Annotated in this window: 20 protein-coding genes; 13 read left to right on the plus strand and 7 right to left on the minus strand. The window is 59.9% G+C overall.

Annotation, left to right across the window (positions count from 1 at the left end; translation table 11 throughout):
* Positions 1-32: 32 nt before the first annotated feature.
* The 3 genes from QF010_RS21535 (at position 33) to QF010_RS21545 (ending at position 3,199) form a co-directional block, all read left to right on the plus strand.
* On the plus strand, positions 33-884 hold the full coding sequence (locus tag QF010_RS21535) for a CAP domain-containing protein (RefSeq protein WP_429510222.1): 852 nt from the start codon (positions 33-35) through the stop codon (positions 882-884).
* 411 nt (positions 885-1,295) lie between these two features.
* Positions 1,296-2,294, plus strand: a complete 999-nt coding sequence (moaA, locus tag QF010_RS21540; RefSeq protein WP_429533909.1) for a GTP 3',8-cyclase MoaA — start codon at positions 1,296-1,298, stop codon at positions 2,292-2,294.
* A gap of 5 nt (positions 2,295-2,299) precedes the next feature.
* Positions 2,300-3,199: a bestrophin family protein gene (locus QF010_RS21545; protein WP_429533910.1), complete on the plus strand. Its 900-nt coding sequence runs from the start codon at positions 2,300-2,302 to the stop codon at positions 3,197-3,199.
* Between the two features lie 88 nt (positions 3,200-3,287).
* Here the strand turns inward: QF010_RS21545 and QF010_RS21550 are convergent, their stop codons facing one another.
* Complete coding sequence (locus tag QF010_RS21550) at positions 3,288-4,076, minus strand: DeoR/GlpR family DNA-binding transcription regulator (protein ID WP_033054416.1); 789 nt, start codon at positions 4,074-4,076, stop codon at positions 3,288-3,290.
* 297 nt (positions 4,077-4,373) lie between these two features.
* Here QF010_RS21550 and QF010_RS21555 point away from each other — a divergent pair, with 297 nt between their 5' ends.
* The 4 genes from QF010_RS21555 to QF010_RS21570 all read left to right on the plus strand — a co-directional run bounded on the left by QF010_RS21555 (position 4,374) and on the right by QF010_RS21570 (position 10,507).
* A complete protein-coding gene (locus tag QF010_RS21555; protein WP_429533911.1) occupies positions 4,374-5,261 on the plus strand; it encodes a serine hydrolase domain-containing protein in 888 nt (295 codons plus the stop codon).
* 135 nt (positions 5,262-5,396) lie between these two features.
* Positions 5,397-7,580 (plus strand): ornithine decarboxylase SpeF, encoded by a 2,184-nt coding sequence (speF, locus tag QF010_RS21560; protein ID WP_429533912.1) that lies wholly within the window; start codon positions 5,397-5,399, stop codon positions 7,578-7,580.
* 227 nt (positions 7,581-7,807) lie between these two features.
* Positions 7,808-9,484 (plus strand): MFS transporter, encoded by a 1,677-nt coding sequence (locus QF010_RS21565; protein WP_033054413.1) that lies wholly within the window; start codon positions 7,808-7,810, stop codon positions 9,482-9,484.
* Between the two features lie 114 nt (positions 9,485-9,598).
* Entirely contained in the window at positions 9,599-10,507 is a 909-nt protein-coding gene (locus QF010_RS21570; protein ID WP_429533913.1) for an alpha/beta fold hydrolase, read from the plus strand.
* 182 nt (positions 10,508-10,689) lie between these two features.
* Here the strand turns inward: QF010_RS21570 and QF010_RS21575 are convergent, their stop codons facing one another.
* The 3 genes from QF010_RS21575 to QF010_RS21585 all read right to left on the minus strand — a co-directional run bounded on the left by QF010_RS21575 (position 10,690) and on the right by QF010_RS21585 (position 12,347).
* A complete protein-coding gene (locus QF010_RS21575) occupies positions 10,690-11,112 on the minus strand; it encodes an HD domain-containing protein (protein ID WP_033054411.1) in 423 nt (140 codons plus the stop codon).
* Between the two features lie 66 nt (positions 11,113-11,178).
* Complete coding sequence (locus tag QF010_RS21580) at positions 11,179-11,550, minus strand: PH domain-containing protein (RefSeq protein WP_046049313.1); 372 nt, start codon at positions 11,548-11,550, stop codon at positions 11,179-11,181.
* Between the two features lie 317 nt (positions 11,551-11,867).
* Positions 11,868-12,347 carry a VOC family protein gene (locus QF010_RS21585; protein ID WP_429533914.1) on the minus strand — a complete coding sequence of 160 codons (480 nt, stop codon included), beginning with the start codon at positions 12,345-12,347 and terminating at the stop codon, positions 11,868-11,870.
* 245 nt (positions 12,348-12,592) lie between these two features.
* On the opposite strand from QF010_RS21585, the gene QF010_RS21590 reads away from it, so the two are divergent.
* The gene (locus QF010_RS21590) at positions 12,593-12,961 is read left to right on the plus strand and encodes a DUF5064 family protein (RefSeq protein ID WP_033054409.1); all 369 of its coding nucleotides are present in this window, start codon (positions 12,593-12,595) and stop codon (positions 12,959-12,961) included.
* A 16-nt stretch (positions 12,962-12,977) separates the two neighbouring features.
* On the opposite strand, the gene QF010_RS21595 is transcribed toward QF010_RS21590, so the two are convergent.
* From QF010_RS21595 to QF010_RS21605, 3 genes are read right to left on the minus strand one after another with little or no spacing between them, the layout of a single operon-like run.
* The gene (locus tag QF010_RS21595; protein ID WP_429533915.1) at positions 12,978-14,765 is read right to left on the minus strand and encodes a SulP family inorganic anion transporter; all 1,788 of its coding nucleotides are present in this window, start codon (positions 14,763-14,765) and stop codon (positions 12,978-12,980) included.
* A gap of 49 nt (positions 14,766-14,814) precedes the next feature.
* Entirely contained in the window at positions 14,815-15,636 is an 822-nt protein-coding gene (gene ppk2, locus QF010_RS21600) for a polyphosphate kinase 2 (protein ID WP_033054407.1), read from the minus strand.
* A gap of 42 nt (positions 15,637-15,678) precedes the next feature.
* Positions 15,679-16,341, minus strand: coding sequence for a VIT1/CCC1 transporter family protein (locus tag QF010_RS21605; RefSeq protein ID WP_033054406.1), 663 nt, complete (start codon positions 16,339-16,341; stop codon positions 15,679-15,681).
* 182 nt (positions 16,342-16,523) lie between these two features.
* On the opposite strand from QF010_RS21605, the gene QF010_RS21610 reads away from it, so the two are divergent.
* The 5 genes from QF010_RS21610 to argE all read left to right on the plus strand — a co-directional run bounded on the left by QF010_RS21610 (position 16,524) and on the right by argE (position 21,695).
* A complete protein-coding gene (locus QF010_RS21610) occupies positions 16,524-17,798 on the plus strand; it encodes a peptidase MATCAP family protein (RefSeq protein WP_429533916.1) in 1,275 nt (424 codons plus the stop codon).
* 160 nt (positions 17,799-17,958) lie between these two features.
* The gene (locus QF010_RS21615) at positions 17,959-19,269 is read left to right on the plus strand and encodes a flavin-containing monooxygenase (RefSeq protein ID WP_429533917.1); all 1,311 of its coding nucleotides are present in this window, start codon (positions 17,959-17,961) and stop codon (positions 19,267-19,269) included.
* A gap of 22 nt (positions 19,270-19,291) precedes the next feature.
* Complete coding sequence (locus QF010_RS21620) at positions 19,292-19,708, plus strand: RidA family protein (RefSeq protein WP_008027166.1); 417 nt, start codon at positions 19,292-19,294, stop codon at positions 19,706-19,708.
* 164 nt (positions 19,709-19,872) lie between these two features.
* Complete coding sequence (locus QF010_RS21625; RefSeq protein WP_033054400.1) at positions 19,873-20,550, plus strand: DUF1028 domain-containing protein; 678 nt, start codon at positions 19,873-19,875, stop codon at positions 20,548-20,550.
* The gene (argE, locus tag QF010_RS21630; RefSeq protein WP_429533918.1) at positions 20,547-21,695 is read left to right on the plus strand and encodes an acetylornithine deacetylase; all 1,149 of its coding nucleotides are present in this window, start codon (positions 20,547-20,549) and stop codon (positions 21,693-21,695) included. Before QF010_RS21625 ends, argE begins: the two co-directional genes overlap by 4 nt.
* The last annotated feature ends 194 nt before the right edge of the window (positions 21,696-21,889 follow it).

Genomic DNA, 21,889 nt, shown 5'->3' on the forward strand with positions numbered 1-21,889 from the left:
ATGATGGGCGCAGTCAGCTCAAGGGGATTTCCATGCGCTTCAAATCATCTGCTATGCGTCTTGCCACGGTGTCACTGGGGATGTTGTTCGCCATGAATGCGTTGGCGGCCGACGAGAAACAACTGATTGATTCGATCAACCTGTACCGCAGCCAGGTGCAGCGTTGTGCGGGTCAGGTATCGCAGGAACTGCCACCGCTGGCCGGCGACCCACGGCTGGCGATGAACGCCAACAGTGTCGGCAATCTGCAGCAGGCAATGGCCAGCGCGGGTTATCCGATGAAGAATGTACAGGCGATCAGCCTGTCCGGGCCGCGCGATGCGCCGTCGGCGATGAAAGCGATTCAGGAGAGTTTTTGCCAGATCGTGCTGGACCCGCAATTCGTCGATGTCGGCGTCAGCCACCAGGACCGCGAGTGGCGCATCGTGCTGGCGCGTCCACTGTTGAGCGCTCGCCTGGGCGACTGGCAGGCGGAAGGCCAAAAACTGCTGGCCGAGCTCAATATCGTACGCAGCCAGGCGCGCCAGTGCGGCACGCAATCCTTTGCCGCCGCCACGCCACTGACCTGGAACGCCGCACTGGCAACGGCGGCCGAGGAGCACGCCCGGTCGATGGCCAACAACAATTACTTCGATCATAAGGACCGCGATGGCCGCATGCCGGGTGACCGGGCTGAATTGGCCGGTTACAGCGGCGGACAGGTCGGCGAGAACATCGCTGCCGGCCAAGACACTGTGCGCAAGGTAGTCGATGGCTGGGTGTCCAGCGCCGGTCACTGCGCGAACCTGATGAACCCACAGTACCGGGAGTTGGGCGCGGCCTATGCGGTTGATCCGAAGAGTGATCCGGGGATTTACTGGACGGCGATGTTCGGGGCGCAGTGAGTTCGGGACGACCCATACAAAAAACCCGGAGCCCTGTCATGGGGCTCCGGGTTTCTTTTTGCAGCGATCGTCAGTGGCTACTCATCCCGGCCGCTGAACAGGCGCATCCGACCGCTCGCTTCCCTGATTCAGGTCTTTGTTCGATTGACGGAGAAAGAATATGAACGGGGTTTAAATATTGTCTAATCGCTATTTAAGAGCACATTATCGAGGACATCCATAACGTGTTTTTATCGTTATAAATCAGCTAGTTAATAATTAAAAAAATAACTTTCATCGCCTGAATAAATTCTTCATCGACCCTGTCGATCAGCCGGTCATTAATAGTGATTGGACGCCCTCTGGTGTTGCTCTTAGTCTGCGCTCAACAAGTCCGTTAATAGCGCAATTTTAACTCACGGCGAGAATGTCATGTCAGAGCGAGTCTTGATCGATGGGTTCTCCAGGCGCGTGGACTATCTGCGGATGTCTGTCACCGACCGCTGCGACTTCCGTTGCGTGTATTGCATGGCCGAAGACATGCAGTTTCTGCCCCGCCAACGGGTGCTGACCCTGGAAGAGATCTACCAACTGGCCGAAAGCTTCGTGGCGTTGGGCACTCGCAAGATCCGCCTCACGGGTGGCGAACCGCTGATCCGTCCGGGGGTGGTGCAGCTGTGCGAAAAGATTGCCGCCCTGCCCGGCCTGCGCGAACTGTGCATGACCACCAATGGTTCGCAACTGGGCAAGCTCGCGGCGCCGTTGTTCGAGGCCGGGGTCAAACGGCTCAACATCAGCCTCGACAGCCTGGACCCGCAACGCTTTCGTGAACTGACGCGCACCGGTGATCTGGCGCAGGTCATCAAAGGCATCGACGCGGCCAACGCCGCGGGATTTCGTCACACCAAACTCAACTGCGTGGTGATGAAGGGCCGTAACGACCACGAGATCAACGACCTCGTGAGTTTTGCCATCGAGCGAAATCTCGACATTTCTTTCATCGAAGAAATGCCCCTGGGCACCATCAGTGAACACAGCCGCGCGGAGTCGTTTTACGCAAGCCACCAGGTACGTGAACGGATCGCCGAGCGCTACACTCTGATCGAGTCCGCCGAGTCGACCCAAGGCCCTTCGCGCTACTGGCGCCTGGCCGAGGCACCGCACATTCGTCTGGGGTTCATTTCCCCCCACAGCCACAACTTTTGCGGCACCTGCAATCGGGTTCGGTTGACGGCGGAAGGTCGTCTGCTGCTGTGTCTGGGCAATGAGCACGCCGTCGACCTCAAGGCCGTGTTGCGCAGCCACCCCGGCCATCCCGAGCGCCTGGAAAAAGCCATCATCGAGGCGATGAAACTCAAACCCTATCGGCACACTTTCGAAGTGAACGACGATGTCCAGGTGGTTCGCTTCATGAACATGACGGGCGGCTGAACACCATGATCGTTAGACCCAAACCCAATCTGATCGGCGTCCTGACGTCACTCAAGGGCTCGATCGCCAAACGAATTGCCTGGCGCAGCCTTTTAGTAACGCTGCTCGCTTCGGCCATCGTGCTCATCGAAACACTGCACCCGAGCTATTTTTCCAAGGTCAGTGCAACGCCCTTCACCTTGCTGGGTTTATCGTTGTCGATCTTCATGAGCTTTCGCAACAACGCCTGCTACGACCGCTGGTACGAAGCGCGCAAAGCCTGGGGCGACATGCTGGTGGACATTCGCTCGATGGTGCGCGAAACCCAGGTCATCCAGGACGCGAACGAGCGACACAATATCCTCAGCAACCTCTGCGGTTTCGCCCATGCGCTCAATGCAAAACTGCGCAAGGAAAACGAACTGGCGGCCAGTGGTGAATGGTTGAACCCGATGCCCAAGGACAACGCGGCGGATATCAGCGGGGGGATTCTGCTGCAGGTCGGTCAACAGTGTTCGGCGCTCGCCGAGTCAGGCGCGATCAATGAATGGCGCTATACGCTCATGGCCAACCATTTGACCCGCCTGACCCAGGTGCAAGCGGTCTGTGAACGGATCAAACACACGCCACTGCCCTTCCCCTACACCTTGCTGCTGCACAGGACCATCTACCTGTTCTGCATTTTGCTGCCCTTCGCGATGGCCGAGCCATTGGGCTGGCTGACACCGATTTTCACCGCCATTGTCAGCTATACCTTTTTCGGCCTGGATGCGATTGGCGACGAGTTGGAAGACCCGTTCGGTCGCGATGAAAACGACCTGCCCACCGATGCACTGGTGCGCAGCGTCGAACGGGATGTGCTGGCAGCACTGGGCGTGACGCAACTGCCACCGCAGCTGGAACCGGTGGACTTTGTGCTCAGTTGATGGGCTTCAACACACACCTGTAGCAGCTGGCGAAGCCTGCGTTACGTGTTTCAGAACAGTTCGCTGAAGGGAATAAACCCAACGCACTTCACGCCTCCACCTGCACCACCTCGATCCCGAGTTTTTGATAGTCCTCGACATTGCCCGACGCCACATGACGCTCGGTGATCAGGGTATGAATGCGCTGACACGGCGCGACCACGAACGGTTCCACCGCCCCCAGTTTGTCGGCGGTGGTGACGGCAACGACATGGGAGGCGCTGGCGAGCATCGCCTGTTTGACCGGCACCTCGTCGAAATGCAGGGAGCTGATGCCGACTTCCGGGTGAATCGCGCAAACCCCGGTGAACAGCAGATCAGCCTTGATGCCCTCGATCAGCCGCAGGGTTTCATGGCCGCTGGCCGACATGGTCGCGGGGTTGAGTTGTCCGCCAGCCAGAATCACCGTGATGCCTTTGTATTCGGCCAGGGTGATCGCGATCATCGGCGAGGCAGTGACGGCCGTAATGGCAATGTCCGAAGGTAGAGAACGGGCGATCTGCAGCGTCGTGCTCCCCGAATCGAAAATCACAATCTGGCCGTTGTGTACCTGGCGTGCAGCGAGTTGCGCCAGGCGTGTTTTCACCTCATCGGTTTCGTTGACGCGGGTGAAATAGTCCTTGCCGGTATCCTTGGGCCGCGGCAATGCCCCGCCGTGCACCCGCTGCACCAGCCCGGCGGTGGCCAGCTCCGCCAGATCACGGCGGATGGTGTCTTCGGACACCGCGAAATGCTGGCTCAGCTCGCCCGCCATGACCTTGCCGTCACGTTCGAGAATCAACAGGATTTTTTGCCGGCGCAGATGAGGGAGTTCGGCAGCGGAGTGTGAATCGTGCATGTTTTTGCCCGCTTTTGCGTGTAATTGCGTGTTTGTGCGAGACTAGCCACATCGCGGGATAAACACAAACCACCCAGACATCAATTCTTTCGATGATTCAAATCATGAAGCCGAATTTTTTATTTCTTTGTGACCTATTCAAGATGGCGCCATCACACATGTTTTGGATGGAAACTTCATGAATCTAAATTTTGCCTTTGCTTGCATGATCGTGGTCTCGTTCGCGATTGCGTTGGGTCACGCCTGATCAGCAGAAACCGAGGGCCATTCGCTCCCTCCTCCCTCCAGAGTCAACTCATGCTGTGTTCCCTTGTATCGAACGGCGCGCTCGTCACGCCTGAAAGGCCGGATACAACGGTGCCCTGGTGGAGCTTTACCAAAACCGTGCTCGCGGCTGCCGCACTGTCATTGGTGCGTGACGGGTTGATCAACCTGGACGACACCGTTGCTGAAGGCCCCTTTACGCTGCGCCAGCTGCTGCGGCATGAGGCCGGGCTGGCGGATTATGGCGAGCTCGCCGACTACCACAACGCCGTGGCCCGTCATGAGACGCCCTGGTCGGCCGATGACATGCTGCAACGCCTTGATGCCAGCCGGTTGCGCTACGCACCGGGAGACGGTTGGCGCTATTCAAACGTCGGCTATTTGTTTGTCGTGCGACTGATTGAACGCGTGACGGGGCGCACGCTTGAAGCAGCGCTCACGGAGCATGTGTTCGCCCCCCTCGGTTTAACCCGCGTACGCCTCGCCAAAACGCGAGCCGATCTGGACGGCGTGAACATGGGGAGCGCGCCATCCTACGACCCCGGCTGGGTCTATCACGGTTTACTGGTTGGCCCGCTAGAGGAAGCCACGCTTTGTCTGGACGGCCTGCTGGCCGGGCACCTTCTGCCACACCCGCTGCTGCAAGCGATGCAAACGGCACGCGTCCTCGGCGGCCCGATTCCCGGTCGCCCATGGACGTCCCCGGGCTACGGTCTCGGCCTGATGCAGGGTTTGGTCATGGGCGATCTGACGTTATGCGGGCACACCGGCGCCGGTCCGGGCAGCGTAGTGGCGGTCTATCGCTGCGTTGATGGCGAAAACGCGGCGAGTTGCGCGGTCTTTCATGAAGGCGCCAACGAAGGGGTAGCCGAAACAGAAGTGGTCGAACGCCTGTCGGCATTCCTTGGGAAAAACCGGTAGAAAAGCCGTAACCCTTGCCAACATGGTCTATAACCAATGTCTACATGATTTGGATCACAGAACCTTGAAGGCTCCTTCGCTAAATTGATCTCTTGAAAAAGCCGACAAGTGACTGTCCGCTAGGAGATTCCTCGCATGAAAACCCTGAAAATCGCCGCCAGTGATTCCGCGCTCAATTGTTTCCAGACCGCCCGAGAAGTGATTCCGCTCAATCAAACCGACTACACCGACGTCGCGGTTGCGGTGTTCTCTGTGGAGGATGTGATGGGGGGCGCTTTGGACGTCCTGCAGCGTACCGGTTTCGATATCCCCATTTTCCTCGTCACCTCTCCCGGTTCCGGCAACCGCGCCCGGGAAGTCTACAAGCACCTGCAAGATGTTCTGCTTCAGGTAAATGGCATTTTTGACCCCTCGCGCAACAACGCCGAATACCATGGCAACCAATTGGAGACCGCGGCAAAAGCCTATGAAGAAAGTCTCCTGCCGCCGTTCTTCGATGCGCTCAAGCACTACACCGAATCGGCCAACGCGACGTTCGCCTGCCCTGGCCACCAAGGCGGCCAGTTTTTCCGCAAACACCCGGCTGGCCGTCAGTTCTTCGACTTCTTCGGCGAGACCCTGTTTCGCGCCGACATGTGCAACGCCGACGTCAAGCTCGGCGATCTGCTGATCCACGAAGGCCCGGCACTTCTGGCGCAAAAACACGCGGCGCAGGTGTTCAACGCCGACAAGACCTACTTCGTGCTCAATGGCACTTCGGCTTCCAACAAGGTGGTCACCAACGCGTTGCTCACGCCTGGCGATCTGGTGTTGTTCGACCGCAACAACCATAAATCCAATCACCAGGGTGCATTGATCCAGGCGGGTGCTACCCCGGTTTACCTGGAAACCGCGCGCAACCCATACGGGTTCATCGGCGGGATTGATGCCCATTGTTTCGAAGAAGATTACCTGCGCGAACTCATCGGCGAAGTGGCGCCGGACAAGGCCCAACTGCCACGGCCGTTTCGCCTGGCAATCATTCAGTTGGGCACCTATGACGGCACCATCTACAACGCCAGACAAGTCGTCGATCGCATCGGCAAACTGTGCGACTACATCCTGTTTGACTCGGCGTGGGTGGGCTACGAACAGTTCATCCCGATGATGAAGGATTGCTCGCCGCTGCTGCTGGATCTGCATGAAAACGATCCCGGGATCTTTGTCACTCAATCGGTGCACAAACAGCAGGCGGGGTTTTCCCAGGCGTCGCAGGTCCACAAGAAAGATCGCCATATCAAGGGCCAGGCCCGTTATTGCAACCATGCGCAGCTGAACAACGCTTTCATGTCCCAAGCCTCTACCAGCCCGTTTTACCCGCTGTTCGCCTCACTGGATGTGAACGCGCGCATCCATTCCGGGCGCAGTGGCCTGCGCCTCTGGGAAGACTGTGTGAAGTTCGGCATCGACGCACGCAAGTTGATTCTGGAAGCGTGCACCATGATTCGCCCCTTCGTGCCCGACACCATTGACGGTCGCCCCTGGCAGGACCATCCGACCGAAGACATCGCCAACGACATCCGGTTTTTCGAATTCCATCCGAAGGATCGCTGGCATGCCTTTGGCGGATACGCCGACAAGCAATACTTCATCGACCCCTGCAAGTTGCTGTTCACAACGCCCGGCATCGACCCGATCGATGGCAGTTACACCGACTTCGGTATCCATGCCGGCATCCTCGCCAACTTCTTGCGCGAGAATGGCATCGTTCCGGAAAAGTGCGACCTGAACTCGATTCTGTTCCTGCTCACCCCGGCCGAAGACTGGGCGAAAATGACTCATCTCGCCGCACAGATCGCGCGCTTTGAACGCTTCATCAGTGATGACGCGCCGATGAGCCGGGTGTTGCCGGCCATCTATGCAAAACATCAGGAACGCTATCGCAACTACACCATTCGCCAACTCTGCCAGGAGATGCACGACCTCTATCGCACCCACAATGTCCAGCAATTGCAGAAGGCAATGTTCCGCAAGGAACACTTCCCGAAAAAGGCGATGAATCCGCAGGCAGCACAGTTCGAATTCATCCGTGGCAACATCGAACTGGTGGCGTTGGCGGAAGCGGACGGTCGCATCGCTGCCGAAGGTGCGCTTCCCTATCCACCCGGCGTGCTCTGCGTGGTGCCCGGGGAAATATGGGGCGGTGCGGTACTCAAATACTTCCTGGCGCTGGAGGAAGGTATCAACTCACTGCCCGGCTTCACGCCGGAACTCCAGGGCGTGTATTTGAAACAGGACGGTGGTCGCATTCGAGCCTATGGGTACGTGATCAAGACGTGAGTCTTCACACCTCCAGCGGCGTTTCAGCCCGGGGTTGAGCGTGATGGCGAGTGGATATCTGCGCGAAGCCGATTATGCTTCAGGAAACCTTGCAGCGATGCGAGGCGGTCAGCTTGTGTGCATGCTTCGCGCAATCCGTAATCCGACGACATCAGCCCCAGGGCCTGGGTGCGGCAAAAAAGGTAACGAGGTACTCCGGCCTACAACAAGAACGACGGAGAAGACTCATGGCCGCAATCGACAACACTTCCACGGGCAGCGCGCCCCACCACGGGATCACCAAGGAGGAGCGCAAGGTTATTTTTGCCTCGTCTCTGGGCACCGTGTTCGAGTGGTACGACTTCTACCTTTATGGGTCTCTCGCCGCGATCATTGCCAAGCACTTCTTCGCCGGCGTCAATGAGACAACGTCCTTCATCTTCGCGCTGCTCGCGTTCGCCGCAGGCTTCGCGGTACGCCCCTTCGGCGCCATCGTGTTCGGCCGCCTGGGGGACATGATCGGGCGCAAACACACCTTTCTCATCACCATCGTGATCATGGGTATATCCACCGCCGTCGTGGGCTTTTTGCCCGGCTACGCGACCATCGGCGTGGCGGCGCCGATCATCCTGATCACCTTGCGCCTGCTGCAAGGCCTGGCCTTGGGCGGTGAGTACGGCGGCGCGGCGACCTACGTGGCGGAACATGCGCCAAAAGGCAAACGCGGCTACTTCACTTCGTGGATTCAAACCACTGCAACCCTTGGGCTGTTCCTCTCGCTGCTGGTGATCCTCGCCTGCCGCACGGTCCTCGGTACCGAAGCGTTTGAGGCCTGGGGCTGGCGGATTCCGTTCCTGCTGTCGATCCTGCTGCTGATCGTCTCGGTGTACATCCGCCTGCAACTCAGCGAGTCGCCGGTGTTCCTGAAAATGAAGGCTGAAGGCAAGTCCTCCAAGGCACCGCTGACCGAATCCTTCGCCCGCTGGGAAAACCTCAAGATCGTGATCATGGCTTTGCTCGGCGGCACTGCCGGCCAGGCCGTCGTCTGGTACACCGGGCAGTTCTATGCGCTGTTCTTCCTGCTGCAGACGCTGAAGATCGAAGCGCAGACCGCCAACTTGCTGATTGCCGGCTCTCTGCTGATCGGCACGCCGTTCTTCGTCATATTCGGCAGTCTGTCCGACCGTATCGGCCGCAAGGGGATCATCATGGCCGGCTGCATCCTGGCGGCAGTGACCTACTTCCCGATCTTCCATGCCTTGACCCAATACGGTAACCCCGACGTATTTATCGCGCAGGAGAAGAACCCGGTCACGGTGGTCGCCGATCCCGACCAGTGCTCGTTCCAGTTCGACCCGGTGGGCAAGGCCAAATTCACCAGCTCCTGCGACCTCGCCAAGACCGTGTTGGCAAAGCGGGCCATCCCCTATAAAAACGTGAAGGCCGAGCCGGGTACCGTTGCGCAAGTGCGCATCGGCGACAAGGTGATCCCGAGCTTCGAAGGCACCGGCATGCCGGCCGCCGACTTCAAGCCCAAGAACGACGCCTTCGCCGCCACCCTCGGCACCGCGCTCAAGGACGCCGGCTACCCCGAGAAGGCCGACCCGGCCAAGACCAACTACCCGATGATGGTGCTGCTCCTGACCATCCTGGTGATCTACGTGACCATGGTCTACGGCCCGATCGCCGCCTGGCTGGTGGAACTGTTCCCGGCGCGCATTCGCTACACCTCGATGTCGCTGCCCTACCACATAGGCAACGGCTGGTTCGGCGGCTTTCTGCCCACGGTGGCGTTTGCCATGGTCGCGGCCACGGGTGATATCTACTACGGGCTGTGGTACCCGATTGTCATCGCTGTGATGACGGCCATTCTGGGCACGTTCTTCCTGCCGGAAACCAAGGATCGGGAAATTCATCACCAATAAGACTGGCAGCCGCCCTCTCTCGTATGGGAGAGGGCCATCCAGAGACGATCAGACGGTCTACGCTCATCCAGATGGCTTCGGGGTTCCTTCCCCGTGCACCGAGGGGGCACCGTTATGATCCGCATCCTGTTAAGCGCTTTTATCCTGCTTGCGCTCAGCGTCCCGGCACAGGCCGGGGTGACGCCATTTCCTGCTGCCTTTCGTGTTCAGGACATCCCGGTCGAAGGCGTCACGCTCCATGTGCGCGTCGGCGGCAAGGGGCCCGCCGTGGTGCTGCTGCATGGTTTCGGCGACACCGGCGACATGTGGGCGCCACTGGCCGCCGATCTGGCCAAGGATCACACCGTCGTCGTGCCGGACCTGCGCGGCATGGGCTTGTCGTCGATCCCGGACAGCGGCTACGACAAGAAGACCCAGGCGGGTGACATCCGTGCGCTGTTGGCCGCATTGGGTATCGAACACTCGGTGGTCATTGGCCACGACATCGGCACCATGGTCGCCTTCGCCTATGCCACGCGCTATCCGCAACTGACCGATCGCCTGGTGGTGATGGATGCGCCCGTGCCGGGCATTCCGCCCTGGAACGACATTGTCCGCTCACCGATGCTGTGGCACTTCGACTTCGGCGGAGCGGATGCCGAACGCCTGGTCGCCGGTCGTGAGCGCATCTACCTGGACCGGTTCTGGAACGAGTTCGCGGGCGACCCCACCAAGGTGGATGAAGCCACCCGCCAGCATTACGCCAAACTCTATGCCCGCCCCGGCGCCATGCACGCAGCCTTCGCCCAGTTCCGCAGCATTCGTCAGGACGCGGTGGACAACGAAGCGTCGATGGCGACGCGGCTGACAATGCCGGTGCTGGCCGTCGGTGGGGAAAAATCCTTTGCGGAGAATGAAGCGATCGTGATGCGCAATGCAGCGGACTCGGTGACGCAGGTGGTCATTCCAGGGGCGGGGCATTGGTTGATGGAGGAAGCGCCAACGCAGACCATTCGAGCGATTCGCGAATTCATTGCGCAGTAATGCAACTCGTCCTGTGTAGCAGCTGGCGAAGCCTGCGTTCGGCTGCGGAGCAGTCGTGATGTCAGGCAACGCGATGATTCAGGAAAACCGTGTGCACAGGTTTTACGACTGCTCCGCAGCCGAACGCAGGCTTCGCCAGCTGCTACACAGTCCGGGGCACAATTGTCTATTTGTTCGGCTCGTCAGGAGCGCAACACGCCAATCGCCCGCCGGTATTTTTCAACGCGCTCCAGGTCTTCCCACGACGGCTGCGCGATCCGCGACAAGTCGCTGTTCTCTTCCAGATCCGCCAGTTTCACCACCCGGCCTATCGGGTTCTGTGCTGCGCGTTCGACGAAGGCTTCATAGGACTCACCCGCCACTTTAGTGACCGACTCGATGGCGGTCAGAACGGCTTCGCTGAAGCCTTCCTTGCGCAGGTCATCAAGGCTGATGCCGCAGTCTTCGACCACGTCATGCAGCACCGCGACGATGCGTTCTTCCAGCGTCGTGACCCGCAACATGACTTTCAACGGATGCAGGATGTAAGGGCTTCCGCCCTTGTCGACCTGGCCTTCGTGCGCAGCGGCGGCGATGGCAATGGCGCGTTCCAGTGTCTGGCTCATGTCGTTCTCCCTTGGGTAATCGGCGGTCGCATTGGAGCTCGCCGCAATGACCGTGAAAATCCGGGTTCAACCCAACAGATGCTGTGAGATGAGTTTGGAAATCTCGACCATCGACGTCCTCCCGGTAAATTCAAACTTCACTCTGCCCAGCGCCGAGAAGTAGATTTCCAGCTCAGAATCCAGGTCGAAGGTGCCCGAGGTTTCCACGGAGTAAGCGACGATGTTTTTGTAAGGCAACGAAGTGAAGTCTTTTTTGCTGCCGGTGATGCCTTGCACGTTCACCGCGATGATTCGTTTATTGGTAAACACCACGCCGTCGCGCATGGATTTATAGGCATCAATGACCTGCTCGCCGTCCAGCAGCAGTGCGGTGACTCGCTCCGCGTATTCGTTGTTTTGCTTGAGTTTGAAAAAGCCTTTGTTGTTGAAATCGATCATCCGCCATCCCCTTCCTTAAAGAGTGTTCCCTGGATTGCCAGCGCGTGGCGCGGCGAGCATACCATCGGGCCTGCGCTTTTTGCGCCCCCTCCCACAGCTGAAAAACCAATGGAACCCCGTGCCTCATCGCGTTTTCGAAACCCTATCAGCGCTGATCTTTGATCAAACAAGGACAAGATCAGCACAGCGCTGAGTATTCCGAACAATGCTCAGGTCACTACGTATTACTACGGCGCTGAGCATTTGAGTCAGGCGAAAATTGATTGCGAGTCGGGTGGAGGTCACTGGAAAGCGCAGTAGCCCGCCAGCAGCGTTGGCTAACCCTTAACAGCCGCTTCAATCGCAGCGATGTCGATCTTTCCCATCTCCATCATGGCGTCGAAGGCGCGCTTGGCCGCTGCTTGATCAGGATGGGTGATCGCGGCGCTCAGAACGCGTGGTGTGATCTGCCATGACACTCCCCACTTGTCCTGGCACCAGCCGCATACATTTTCGTGGCCACCATTTCCCACAATCGCGCTCCACAAGCGGTCCGTTTCGGCTTGGTCGTCGGTCGCAACCTGGAACGAAAAAGCCTCGTTGTGCTTGACCCCCGAGCCCCCGTTCAGTCCGAGACAAGGGATGCCCATCACCGTGAACTCGACCGTCAGGACATCGCCCTGCTTGCCTGCCGGGTAGTCGCCGGGCGCGCGAAGGACAGCTCCCACAGCGCTGTCCGGGAAGGTTTCGGCGTAGAACGTCGCAGCGTCGAGCGCGGTGCCGTCGTACCACAGACAAATCGTGTTTTTGCTGATCATCTTGGTTCTCCAGAATCGGAATGGGTACGTGCATTCTGGTACGGATACGCCTTTCGTGCACCTTGGAGGTAGAAAACGCCAAGCGATCACCTAAGCTTTAAGGGGAGATTTTGCGCTGCTGCAAATTGATAGCAGCACGCTATGGAACACGCTCCATTAACGTGATTTCCACGGACTGAAATCCAAGTCATTTGGACTCCAGCCGATGCCAAGAAGCTAGCCATCCATCCGAAAAGGAGCCGATCATGTTCAAGCCCGGTCACCTGAACCGTACTAATGCTCCTGGCACGCCCGGAGTCCCGGAATACAACATTGATGTCTTCTATGAAGTCCGCCGCGACCCGAAGGAAGGCATGCTGATGCACTTCAAGATGGACGGAGCGGTATCAGGTAAAAGCTTTACTGAAGAATTCGATATGCACCGCGACACGGCCTTCAATTTTGCCAGCCACGTGGCCAAGGCTGCGGCCAGGCATGGCGTGCCCACCAGTGCCAGTCTCATCATGCGCGGGCACAAGGAATACGACGCGATGTTCGAGGATATTCGCGACAAACTCGGCGTCAAACCGGGCGATCCAGTCGATCTGGATAACGTTGAAAAGGACCGTCGCTGAGTGACACCAATACCACTCAGCGCGCCGCGTCCTGCCGACCCGCACTCTCCACCGGATGGATCACGAGGTAGCTCTCGACGGCATCGTCGATGGTTGGAAAGAACGCCGATTCGCCAAGCCGTGCAAACAGCCCGAATCGCTTCAGTTTGTCCTTGACCGGGTCTTTCATCTCGGCCACGCACAACTTGATGCCCGCTGCGTGCAAGGTGTCGTCCAGTTCAGCCAACACGTCGGCAGAGGTCACGTCCACACTGGTGACGGGTTCGGCCGCAACGATCAACCAGCGCACGGGCGTTGGCGATGTTGCCACTGCGTCGAGCACTCGCGCATTGAACAGTTCGGCGTTGGCGAAAAACAACGGCGCATCCCAGCGAAACAGCACCAGGCCGGGGATAAGGCTGGCGTCGGGATAACGCTGGATGTCGTGGTAGCCCTTGACCCCCTTGGCTTGCCCCAGCACCGCGGAATAAGGCCGCCAGCCATCCCACAGAAATTCGATGACGGCGATCACGATGGCCAGCCCGATGCCCTCGATCGCACCGAACACAGCTACGCCTACGGTACAGACGATCGACAGCCAGAACTCCCAGCGCTGGATGCGATAAATGCGTCGCAGGTCGGTGACTTCAATCAGGCCGATGGCCGCCGCGATCACGACCGCTGCCAGTGCGCTGCTGGGCAAGCTCTGCAACAGGTTCGGCGCAACCATCAGCAATAAGGCCACTGCCAACGCGCCGACAACCCCGGTCAACTGGGTTTTGGAACCTGCGGCTTCAGCCACGGGGGTACGTGAAGAACTGCTGCTGATCGGAAAGCCCTGGAAAAATCCCGCCGCCAGATTGGCAAGACCAAGCCCCGCCATCTCCTGGTTAGGATCGACATAGGTACGGGTCCGTGCCGCATAGACACGCGAGAGCACGCTGGTGTCGGCGAATGACACCAGGGCGACGGCGAAACCGCCGATGAGCACGGGGACCATATCGGCGCGGGTGATCCAGGGGATGGCGAACGCAGGTAAACCTTGTGGAAGAACACCGAGGACCGACACCCCCGCACGCGCGGCAAGGTCCAGCACACCTACGGCAACGGTCGCACCTGCCACGGCGATCAAGATGCCCGGCACGCGCTTGAAGCGCTTGAGCAGCAGGATCACAACCAAGGTGGCTGCGCCGATCGTGAACGCGGCCCAGTTGGTCTTTCCTTCCATCACCCCGGTGACGATGGCCCAAATGTTTCTCAGCGGGCCGTGGGACTCAATCGAAAAACCGAAAAACTTGGGCAATTGGCTAATCAATACGGTCAACGCGATGCCGTTCATGTACCCGTAGCGGATCGGTTTGGACAGCAACTCCGTAATAAAACCCAAACGCATGATGCCCGCCAGGATGCACACGGCGCCTGAAACGATCGCCATCATGCTCGCAAGGGCGATGGCGCGCTGCGGGTCACCGCCCGACAGGGGCAGGACGACCGCCAGGATAACGGCGGCCAGCGAGGAATCCGGGCCCAGCACCAGAATCCGGCTAGGCCCGAACAATGCGTAAGCGATTAGCGGAACGATGGTCGCGTAGAGGCCATAGATGCCGGGGACGCCCGATGCCACGGCGTAGGCGATGCCGACGGGCACCAACATCGTGGTGAGCACCAGCCCGGCCATGATGTCGTGACGCAACCAGGCAATCTGGTACCCGCGCAACGTGCGAAGCCCAGGCAGCCAGCGGTCCCAGCCGGTTTCGTCGCCGGTATTGCGGCGTGCAATCCGGCCCGGTTCCGGGACGGGTGGCGAAGCGTCCGAATCGCTCATAGAACTGTGCCCTATAGGTAGACAGCGCAGATTCGCTTACATGTGCCCGTCAGAATTTTTCGGGAACCCGCCGATGCGGATAACCCGGGTCGCGATAGCCGGCTGGCTTCTGCCGTTTGGGCAATATCACCTCCTCGCGCGCTACTTCCTTGTACGGGATACGACTGAGCAAATCGCTGATGATGTTAAGGCGCGCCCGCCGCTTGTCGTTGGAGTTGGCCACCAGCCATGGGGCATGATCGGTGTCGGTGGCCTTGAACATGTCGTCACGCGCGCGTGAATAGTCATACCAGCGGCTGTAAGACTTGAGATCCATGGGGGTCAGTTTCCAGATTTTGCGCCCATCCTTGATGCGCTCCTGAAGCCGGCGGGTCTGCTCGTCTTCGCTGACTTCCAGCCAATACTTGAGCAGGATCACGCCCGAGGCGACGATTGCACGCTCCACCAGAGGCGTTGTCTTCAGGAAACTGGCAACCTGCTCTTTGGTGCAAAACCCCATCACACGCTCGACGCCCGCCCGGTTGTACCAACTGCGATCGAAGATCACCACTTCGCCCGCCGCAGGCAGGTACGGCAGGTAACGCTGGATATACATCTGGCTTTTCTCTCGCTCACTCGGCGCCGTCAGCGCCACCACCCGGAAGACACGCGGGCTGACGCGCTCGGTGATCGCCTTGATCGTTCCGCCCTTGCCAGCGCCATCGCGCCCCTCGAAGACGATGCAGATCTTGATGCCCTTGGCTTTTACCCACTCCTGCAACTTGACCAGTTCGACGTGCAGGGTGCGCAGTTGCTCAAGGTAATCCTTGCCCTTCAGTTTCGGGCTTTCAGCAGATTGACTCTTGGGGGCTTTTTTCTTGTCCTTTGCCATGATCGAGACCTCACCAATAAACAGCGTAGGGTTGCAATCTGCTCATCCGCCGAGCGCGATGATCGCAGTGATCAGTACAGCGCCGGTAACTGCCGTCGCCAGACCGCCTTGCCACGGTTTTGCGCCGGCGTACTTCGAGAGCATCCAACCGGCGATGAACAGCACTCCGAGTCCGACCAGGTTAGACAGGCGCACGGCGAGCGCTGTCTGGTCGAGCAACAGAAACGGCACGACAAGCGGGAATGTCGATAACACCACCAACAGGAAAACGCCGACAGCGCCCCTGAAATCATCCCAACCGAGGCGCGGCTGTGCCGGCATGGATGAATAGTCGACCAGGCGGCGACGCAACGATTCCAGCTCTTCAGGGCCGGCCGCTGCGGCGAGACGCGCGGGTAACGCCTCAGCAATGAGCGCTTGCCCGGCAGCGGCATCCTTCGCCCCGAGCAGGTTGGTGCGAAGCGTACGGTTGCGTGTGCGCTCGATCAGGGTTCGCAGCAAATACATCACGGCGTCCGCGAGGCCCCAGGCGAGGTTGCAACCCAGCGCGGCAATCATCATCGTCCGTTCCGCCTCCTGGCCAGACGTGGCCACGCTGATGGTCCCGGTGAAGGTCATTGCCATGAGCAGGCCGAAGATGACCTCCGTGACACGATCGACCGGATCAAGTACACGGGCCCGTTTTTGCTCGTCAGTGCTTTGCATGCGCTCATCCTCGCCACGGCGGCTGCGTCAGCGTGGTCCTGGTTTTCAGCCGTGCCAGGATGGCCTGAACCCTGCATCCGCAAGCACACCGGACAGCTTAGTTCAGACTTTAGCTCTCACAACGGAATGCATCGACAACGACTAAACTTTTGCGATTGAACCTTGTTTCCAAGGAGGTCTCTGTGAGCGCCGCGCCCCTGTCCGAACTCGATGCCGCCCTGCCCGGCCTGGCCCGCAAGATCCGCGTGCTGGAGGCCCTGGCCTGGCCGGATGGGGTCGAGGAGGTGTTCCTGGCACGTTGGCGTGCCGGGCAGGCAGAACTGCCCAAGGTCGAGCTGAGCCCGCGTGACCACAGCGCCGACATCGCCGCCCTTGAAACCTTTATCGGCCGCTGCGATGAGGGCCATCCGGCCGGGCGTCACCTCGCCATGACGGCGCGCAGCTATGCCACGGCGGGGCACATGCTCGGTGCCATCGGCACACCGGCTTTTACTCAGTATTCGTCAGCGCTGTACCGGCGCCCGGACTTCTACTATTCACGCCTGAAACTGAGCATGCTGGACGCGGCCCAATTCTTCCTCAAGACCACCGATGCCCTTCTGGGCGGCGCGCGGATTCCACCGAGCCCGGCCGACATCCCGGCCGATGTCTTCGCCGCCTGGATGCAGCCGGAACTGGACCGTTTCTTTGGCCCCGGCCGGATCAGCGTCGTGCTCGATCCGACCCTGGCCGCCAAGGCCATCGCCGGGGCGAGTCGCATCCGTCTGCGTGCCAGCGCCCTGTTCTCGGAACTGGACAAGAACCAGCTGTTGCAACATGAGGCCTTCGTGCATGTCGCCACGGCACAAAACGGCGCGCTGCAACCCAACTTCAAAAGCCTGGGCCTGGGGGCGCCACGCACGACCCAGACCCAGGAGGGCATCGCCACCCTGGCCGAGCTGTTCACCGGCAGCATGGACATCAACCGCCTGCGCCGCCTCGCCCTGCGCGTACTCGCGGTCCAGCAGGCGCTGGATGGTGCCGATTTCATTCAGGTATTCGAAGGTTTTCTCGCCGCCGGTCAGTCACAAGAGGAGTCCTTCCGCTCGACCCAACGGGTGTTCCGCGGCGCCGACCTGCGCGGCGGCTCGGCGTTCACCAAGGATGCCGCCTACCTGACCGGTTTGCTCGGCGTGCATACCCTGCTTCGCATCGCAATCCGCGACAACCGGCCGGAACTGGTGGGCCATCTGTTCGCCGGGCGCCTCAGTCTGGGCGATACCGTGCGCCTGGCGCCGCTCTTCGAGTCCGGCTGGCTCAAGGGGCCGGTTCATGTTCCGGCCTGGGCCTCCGATCTGCGTCTGCTCGCCGCCAACCTGGCGTTCTCCGCATTTATTTCCCGAATCAAGCTGGATGTACTCGATCTGGAGGTGCTCATGGCCTTCGCCGATGAGCATGAAGCCGATGCCAGCGCCTAGCGTTTAAAGGGAAAACCGCCGAAACAAACGCTCTGCATCAGTTATTTATACTCAAATGCCAGCTTAATAATATTTTACCGATACCAGGGTGATCCCTAGTCTTGACCCCAAGAAATGGCAGGCCGTTACCGACCTAAATCCAACTTCGAAGGGTATAGAGATGACCACTGAAAAAATAAAAACAGATACGCTGATTGTTGGCGCCGGTCAGGCTGGCGTGGCCATGAGTGAACACCTGAGCAAACTCGGCGTGCCGCACCTGGTGCTGGAGCGCAACCGTATCGCCGAGCGCTGGCGCACCGGGCGCTGGGATTCGTTGGTGGCCAACGGTCCGGCCTGGCACGACCGTTTTCCCGGTCTCGATTTCGACGACCTGAGCCCCGACGACTTTGCCCCCAAAGAGCGGGTCGCCGACTACTTCGAAGCCTACGCCAAGAAATTCAACGCCCCGATCCGCACCGGCGTGGACGTGCTGAAGGTCGAGCGCAATGTCGGTCGCCCGGGCTTCACCATTGAAACCTCCGAAGGCGTGATCGAGGCCAACCGCGTGGTGGCTGCCACAGGGCCTTTCCAGCGTCCGGTTATCCCGCCAATCGCGCCGAAAGATCAGCCATTCCTGCAGATCCACTCCGCCGACTATCGCAACCCGGCGCAACTGCCCGAAGGCGCGGTTCTGGTGGTCGGCGCCGGTTCGTCGGGCGTGCAAATCGCCGATGAACTACAGCGTGCCGGCAAGAAGGTTTACCTCTCGGTCGGCGCCCACGACCGCCCTCCTCGCGCCTATCGCAACCGTGATTTCTGCTGGTGGCTGGGTGTTCTGGGAGAGTGGGATCAGGCGGCCATGAAGCCCGGCCGGGAACACGTGACCATCGCGGTGAGCGGTGCACACGGCGGGCGCACGGTGGACTTCCGTGGGCTGGCTCATCGCGGCATGACGCTGGTCGGTTTGACCCAATCGTTCAACGGCGGCGTAGCAACGTTTCAACCGAACCTTGCCGAGAACCTGGCGCGCGGCGACGAGAACTATCTGGCGCTGCTCAACGCGGCTGACGCCTACATCGAACGCAATGGCCTGGACCTGCCGGAAGAACCTGAAGCGCGCATTACCTTTTCCGATCCGGAGTGCGTGACCAACCCGATCCTTCAGCTCGACCTGGCCAAGGCCGGCGTGACCTCAATCATCTGGGCCACCGGTTTTGCCACGGATTACAGCTGGCTCAAGGTTGATGCCTTCGACGACAACGGCAAGCCGGCGCATCAACGCGGCGTGTCGAGCGAGCCGGGCGTGTATTTCCTCGGCCTGCCGTGGCAGTCCCGCCGCGGGTCTTCGTTCATCTGGGGCGTTTGGCACGACGCCAAGTACGTGGCTGATCACATCGCCATCCAGCGTTCATACCTCGACTACCACGACGCCGCGCAACGTGAGGCAGAAGCCGCCCCTGTCGCCCACAAAACAACGGTCAGTGCTTAATTTTCTTTTTCAGGAGCTTCAAATGTCCACGCCAACCCATACCCGTATTCGCATGTTCAACACCAAGGAAACCTACCCGAACCAGAGCCTGGACAATGACCTGTGCCAAGCCGTCCGGGCCGGCAACACCGTTTATGTTCGCGGTCAGGTCGGCACTGACTTCGAAGGCAACCTGGTAGGTCTCGGCGATCCGCGAGCGCAAACCGAACAAGCCATGCGCAACGTCAAACAGTTGCTCGAAGAAGCTGGCAGCGACCTTAGCCACATCGTGAAAACCACCACCTACCTAATCGACCCGCGTTATCGCGAGCCGGTGTATCAGGAAGTGGGCAAGTGGCTCAAAGGGGTGTTTCCGATTTCGACCGGGTTGGTGGTGTCGGCGTTGGGCCAGCCGCAGTGGTTGATGGAGATTGATGTGATTGCGGTGATTCCTGAGTAAGCAGGTTTACCGAGTCGCGGCCATCGCAGACAAGCCAGCTCCCACAGGTTATTCGTCGTACACAAATTTTGTGGCCACCGAAGATCCTCTGTAGGAGTGAGCCTGCTCGCGATGGCGTCCGCACAGACACCTCATTCGCCAAGGCAATCCAAGGAGCAAAACCCATGACCTTCTCCATCGCCGCCCGTTGCCCCGAAACCGGTCAGTTCGGCATTGCGATCAGTTCCTCCAGCATCGCCGTCGGCGCCCGTTGCCCCTGGCTGCTGCCGGGTGTCGGCGCCGTCTCTACGCAAAACATCACCCTGCCATCGCTCGGCCCGGAAGTCCTTGCCCTCATGGAACAAGGCCTCGCGCCTGCTGAAGCACTGGACAAAGTCCTGACCCGCAACGGCTACAGCCAATACCGCCAGATCACAGCGATTGACCATCTCGGCCGAACGGCGCACTTCAGCGGCGCGCAAACCTTGGGCAACCACAATGCCGTGTCCGGCGACCAATGCGTCGCTGCCGGCAACATGCTGGCGGACCGATCAGTGATCGAGGCCATGGTCGAGGCGTTCGAGCATGGCGAAGGTCAACTGACCGACCGCCTGCTCGCGGCCATGAAAGCGGCCATCGCGGCGGGCGGCGAAGCCGGGCCGGTGCATTCGGCGGCGGTGGTAGTGGTCGGCGAGCTGACCTGGCCGATCATCAACCTACGGGTAGATTGGGCGGATCACGACCCGATCGGCCAGCTTGAGAAATTGTGGGACGCCTATCGCCCACAGGTTCAGGACTACATCGACCGCGCCCTCGCCCCTGACAAATCCCCTGGCTACGGTGTCGCCGGAGACGACCGATGAGCAACAGCCTCGATTTGCTAAAAACGTTGGTGGCGTTCGACACCACGAGCCGCGAATCAAACCTGCACCTCATCGAGTTCGTCCGCGACTACCTTGAATGCTTCGACGTGCCTTGCGAGCTGGTCTACAACGAGCCGCGCAGCAAGGCCAACCTGTTCGCCACCATCGGCCCGGCTGACCGGCCTGGCATCGTGCTGTCGGGGCACACCGACGTGGTGCCCGTCGACGGCCAGCCGTGGACCGTTGCGCCGTTCAAACTCACCGAGCACGACGGCAAGTTGTACGGTCGCGGCACGGCGGACATGAAAGGCTACATCGCCTGCGTGCTCGCCCTGGTCCCGGCGCTGGTTAAAGCCACGCTGCGGCTGCCGGTGCACATCGCACTTTCCTATGATGAGGAAGTCGGTTGCCTCGGTGTGCGTTCGTTGCTGTCAGAATTGGAGAAGCGCCCGGTCAAACCGATGCTCTGCATCATTGGCGAGCCGACCGAACTCAAACCGGTGCTCGGCCATAAAGGCAAACTGGCGATGCGTTGCGACATTCACGGTGAAGCCTGCCATTCGGCGTACGCGCCGCTTGGGGTCAATGCGATTGAATACGCAGCCGAACTGATCGGTGAACTGGGGCGGATTGGCCACCGGCTCAAAGCGCCCGAGCATCACGATGCGCGATTCGATCCACCGTTCAGCACGGTGCAAACCGGCGTGATTTCCGGCGGCAAGGCCCTGAACATCGTCCCCGCGGATTGCCGCTTCGACTTTGAAATCCGTGCCCTGCCCTCGCATGATCCGAGTGAGGTTGCGCAGGAGCTGAAGGCCTATGCCGAACAGCAGGTTTTGCCGCGCATGCGTGCCGTGAGTGAACAGAGTGAGATTCGCTTCAGCGAGTTGTCGGCGTATCCCGGGTTGGCGACCGATGCGCACAGTGAAGCGGCTGAGTTGATTGCAGCGTTCTCCGGCTCCCGAGAGTTCGGAACGGTAGCGTTCGGCACCGAAGGTGGTCTGTTCGACGCAGCAGGCATTCCCACCGTCGTCTGCGGCCCCGGCAGCATGGATCAAGGCCACAAACCCGACGAATTCGTCAGCCTCGAACAACTCACCGCCTGCGACGCCATGCTGCAACGAATGCTGCAATCGATCTGCTAACCCAATCTCTGTAGCAGCTGGCGAAGCCTGCGTTCGGCTGCGCAGCAGTCGTAAAATCCAACGACGCGGTACCTCAGGAAAACCGCGTGCGCAGGGTTTACGACTGCTTCGCAGCCGAACGCAGGCTTCGCCAGCTGCTATGTATGGACTCGCCCCCACATTCAACCTGCTTTTGAACACTGCTACCCGGTTGC

Origin of the sequence: Pseudomonas silensiensis (genome assembly GCF_050434865.1) — a bacterium.
Lineage (GTDB): Bacteria > Pseudomonadota > Gammaproteobacteria > Pseudomonadales > Pseudomonadaceae > Aquipseudomonas > Aquipseudomonas fluorescens_W.

What these genes read in the sequence shown, in the direction of transcription:
- QF010_RS21575 (WP_033054411.1), bottom strand. Translation starts at nt 11,112, where the DNA reads ATGAGCCAGACACTGGAACGCGCCATTGCCATCGCCGCCGCTGCGCAC.
- QF010_RS21535 (WP_429510222.1), top strand. Translation starts at nt 33, where the DNA reads ATGCGCTTCAAATCATCTGCTATGCGTCTTGCCACGGTGTCACTGGGG.
- QF010_RS21590 (WP_033054409.1), top strand. Translation starts at nt 12,593, where the DNA reads ATGTTCAAGCCCGGTCACCTGAACCGTACTAATGCTCCTGGCACGCCC.
- QF010_RS21585 (WP_429533914.1), bottom strand. Translation starts at nt 12,347, where the DNA reads ATGATCAGCAAAAACACGATTTGTCTGTGGTACGACGGCACCGCGCTC.
- QF010_RS21595 (WP_429533915.1), bottom strand. Translation starts at nt 14,765, where the DNA reads ATGAGCGATTCGGACGCTTCGCCACCCGTCCCGGAACCGGGCCGGATT.
- QF010_RS21550 (WP_033054416.1), bottom strand. Translation starts at nt 4,076, where the DNA reads ATGCACGATTCACACTCCGCTGCCGAACTCCCTCATCTGCGCCGGCAA.
- argE (WP_429533918.1), top strand. Translation starts at nt 20,547, where the DNA reads ATGAGCAACAGCCTCGATTTGCTAAAAACGTTGGTGGCGTTCGACACC.
- QF010_RS21625 (WP_033054400.1), top strand. Translation starts at nt 19,873, where the DNA reads ATGACCTTCTCCATCGCCGCCCGTTGCCCCGAAACCGGTCAGTTCGGC.
- QF010_RS21565 (WP_033054413.1), top strand. Translation starts at nt 7,808, where the DNA reads ATGGCCGCAATCGACAACACTTCCACGGGCAGCGCGCCCCACCACGGG.
- QF010_RS21570 (WP_429533913.1), top strand. Translation starts at nt 9,599, where the DNA reads ATGATCCGCATCCTGTTAAGCGCTTTTATCCTGCTTGCGCTCAGCGTC.
- QF010_RS21620 (WP_008027166.1), top strand. Translation starts at nt 19,292, where the DNA reads ATGTCCACGCCAACCCATACCCGTATTCGCATGTTCAACACCAAGGAA.
- QF010_RS21580 (WP_046049313.1), bottom strand. Translation starts at nt 11,550, where the DNA reads ATGATCGATTTCAACAACAAAGGCTTTTTCAAACTCAAGCAAAACAAC.
- QF010_RS21615 (WP_429533917.1), top strand. Translation starts at nt 17,959, where the DNA reads ATGACCACTGAAAAAATAAAAACAGATACGCTGATTGTTGGCGCCGGT.
- ppk2 (WP_033054407.1), bottom strand. Translation starts at nt 15,636, where the DNA reads ATGGCAAAGGACAAGAAAAAAGCCCCCAAGAGTCAATCTGCTGAAAGC.
- QF010_RS21555 (WP_429533911.1), top strand. Translation starts at nt 4,374, where the DNA reads ATGCTGTGTTCCCTTGTATCGAACGGCGCGCTCGTCACGCCTGAAAGG.
- speF (WP_429533912.1), top strand. Translation starts at nt 5,397, where the DNA reads ATGAAAACCCTGAAAATCGCCGCCAGTGATTCCGCGCTCAATTGTTTC.
- moaA (WP_429533909.1), top strand. Translation starts at nt 1,296, where the DNA reads ATGTCAGAGCGAGTCTTGATCGATGGGTTCTCCAGGCGCGTGGACTAT.
- QF010_RS21545 (WP_429533910.1), top strand. Translation starts at nt 2,300, where the DNA reads ATGATCGTTAGACCCAAACCCAATCTGATCGGCGTCCTGACGTCACTC.
- QF010_RS21605 (WP_033054406.1), bottom strand. Translation starts at nt 16,341, where the DNA reads ATGCAAAGCACTGACGAGCAAAAACGGGCCCGTGTACTTGATCCGGTC.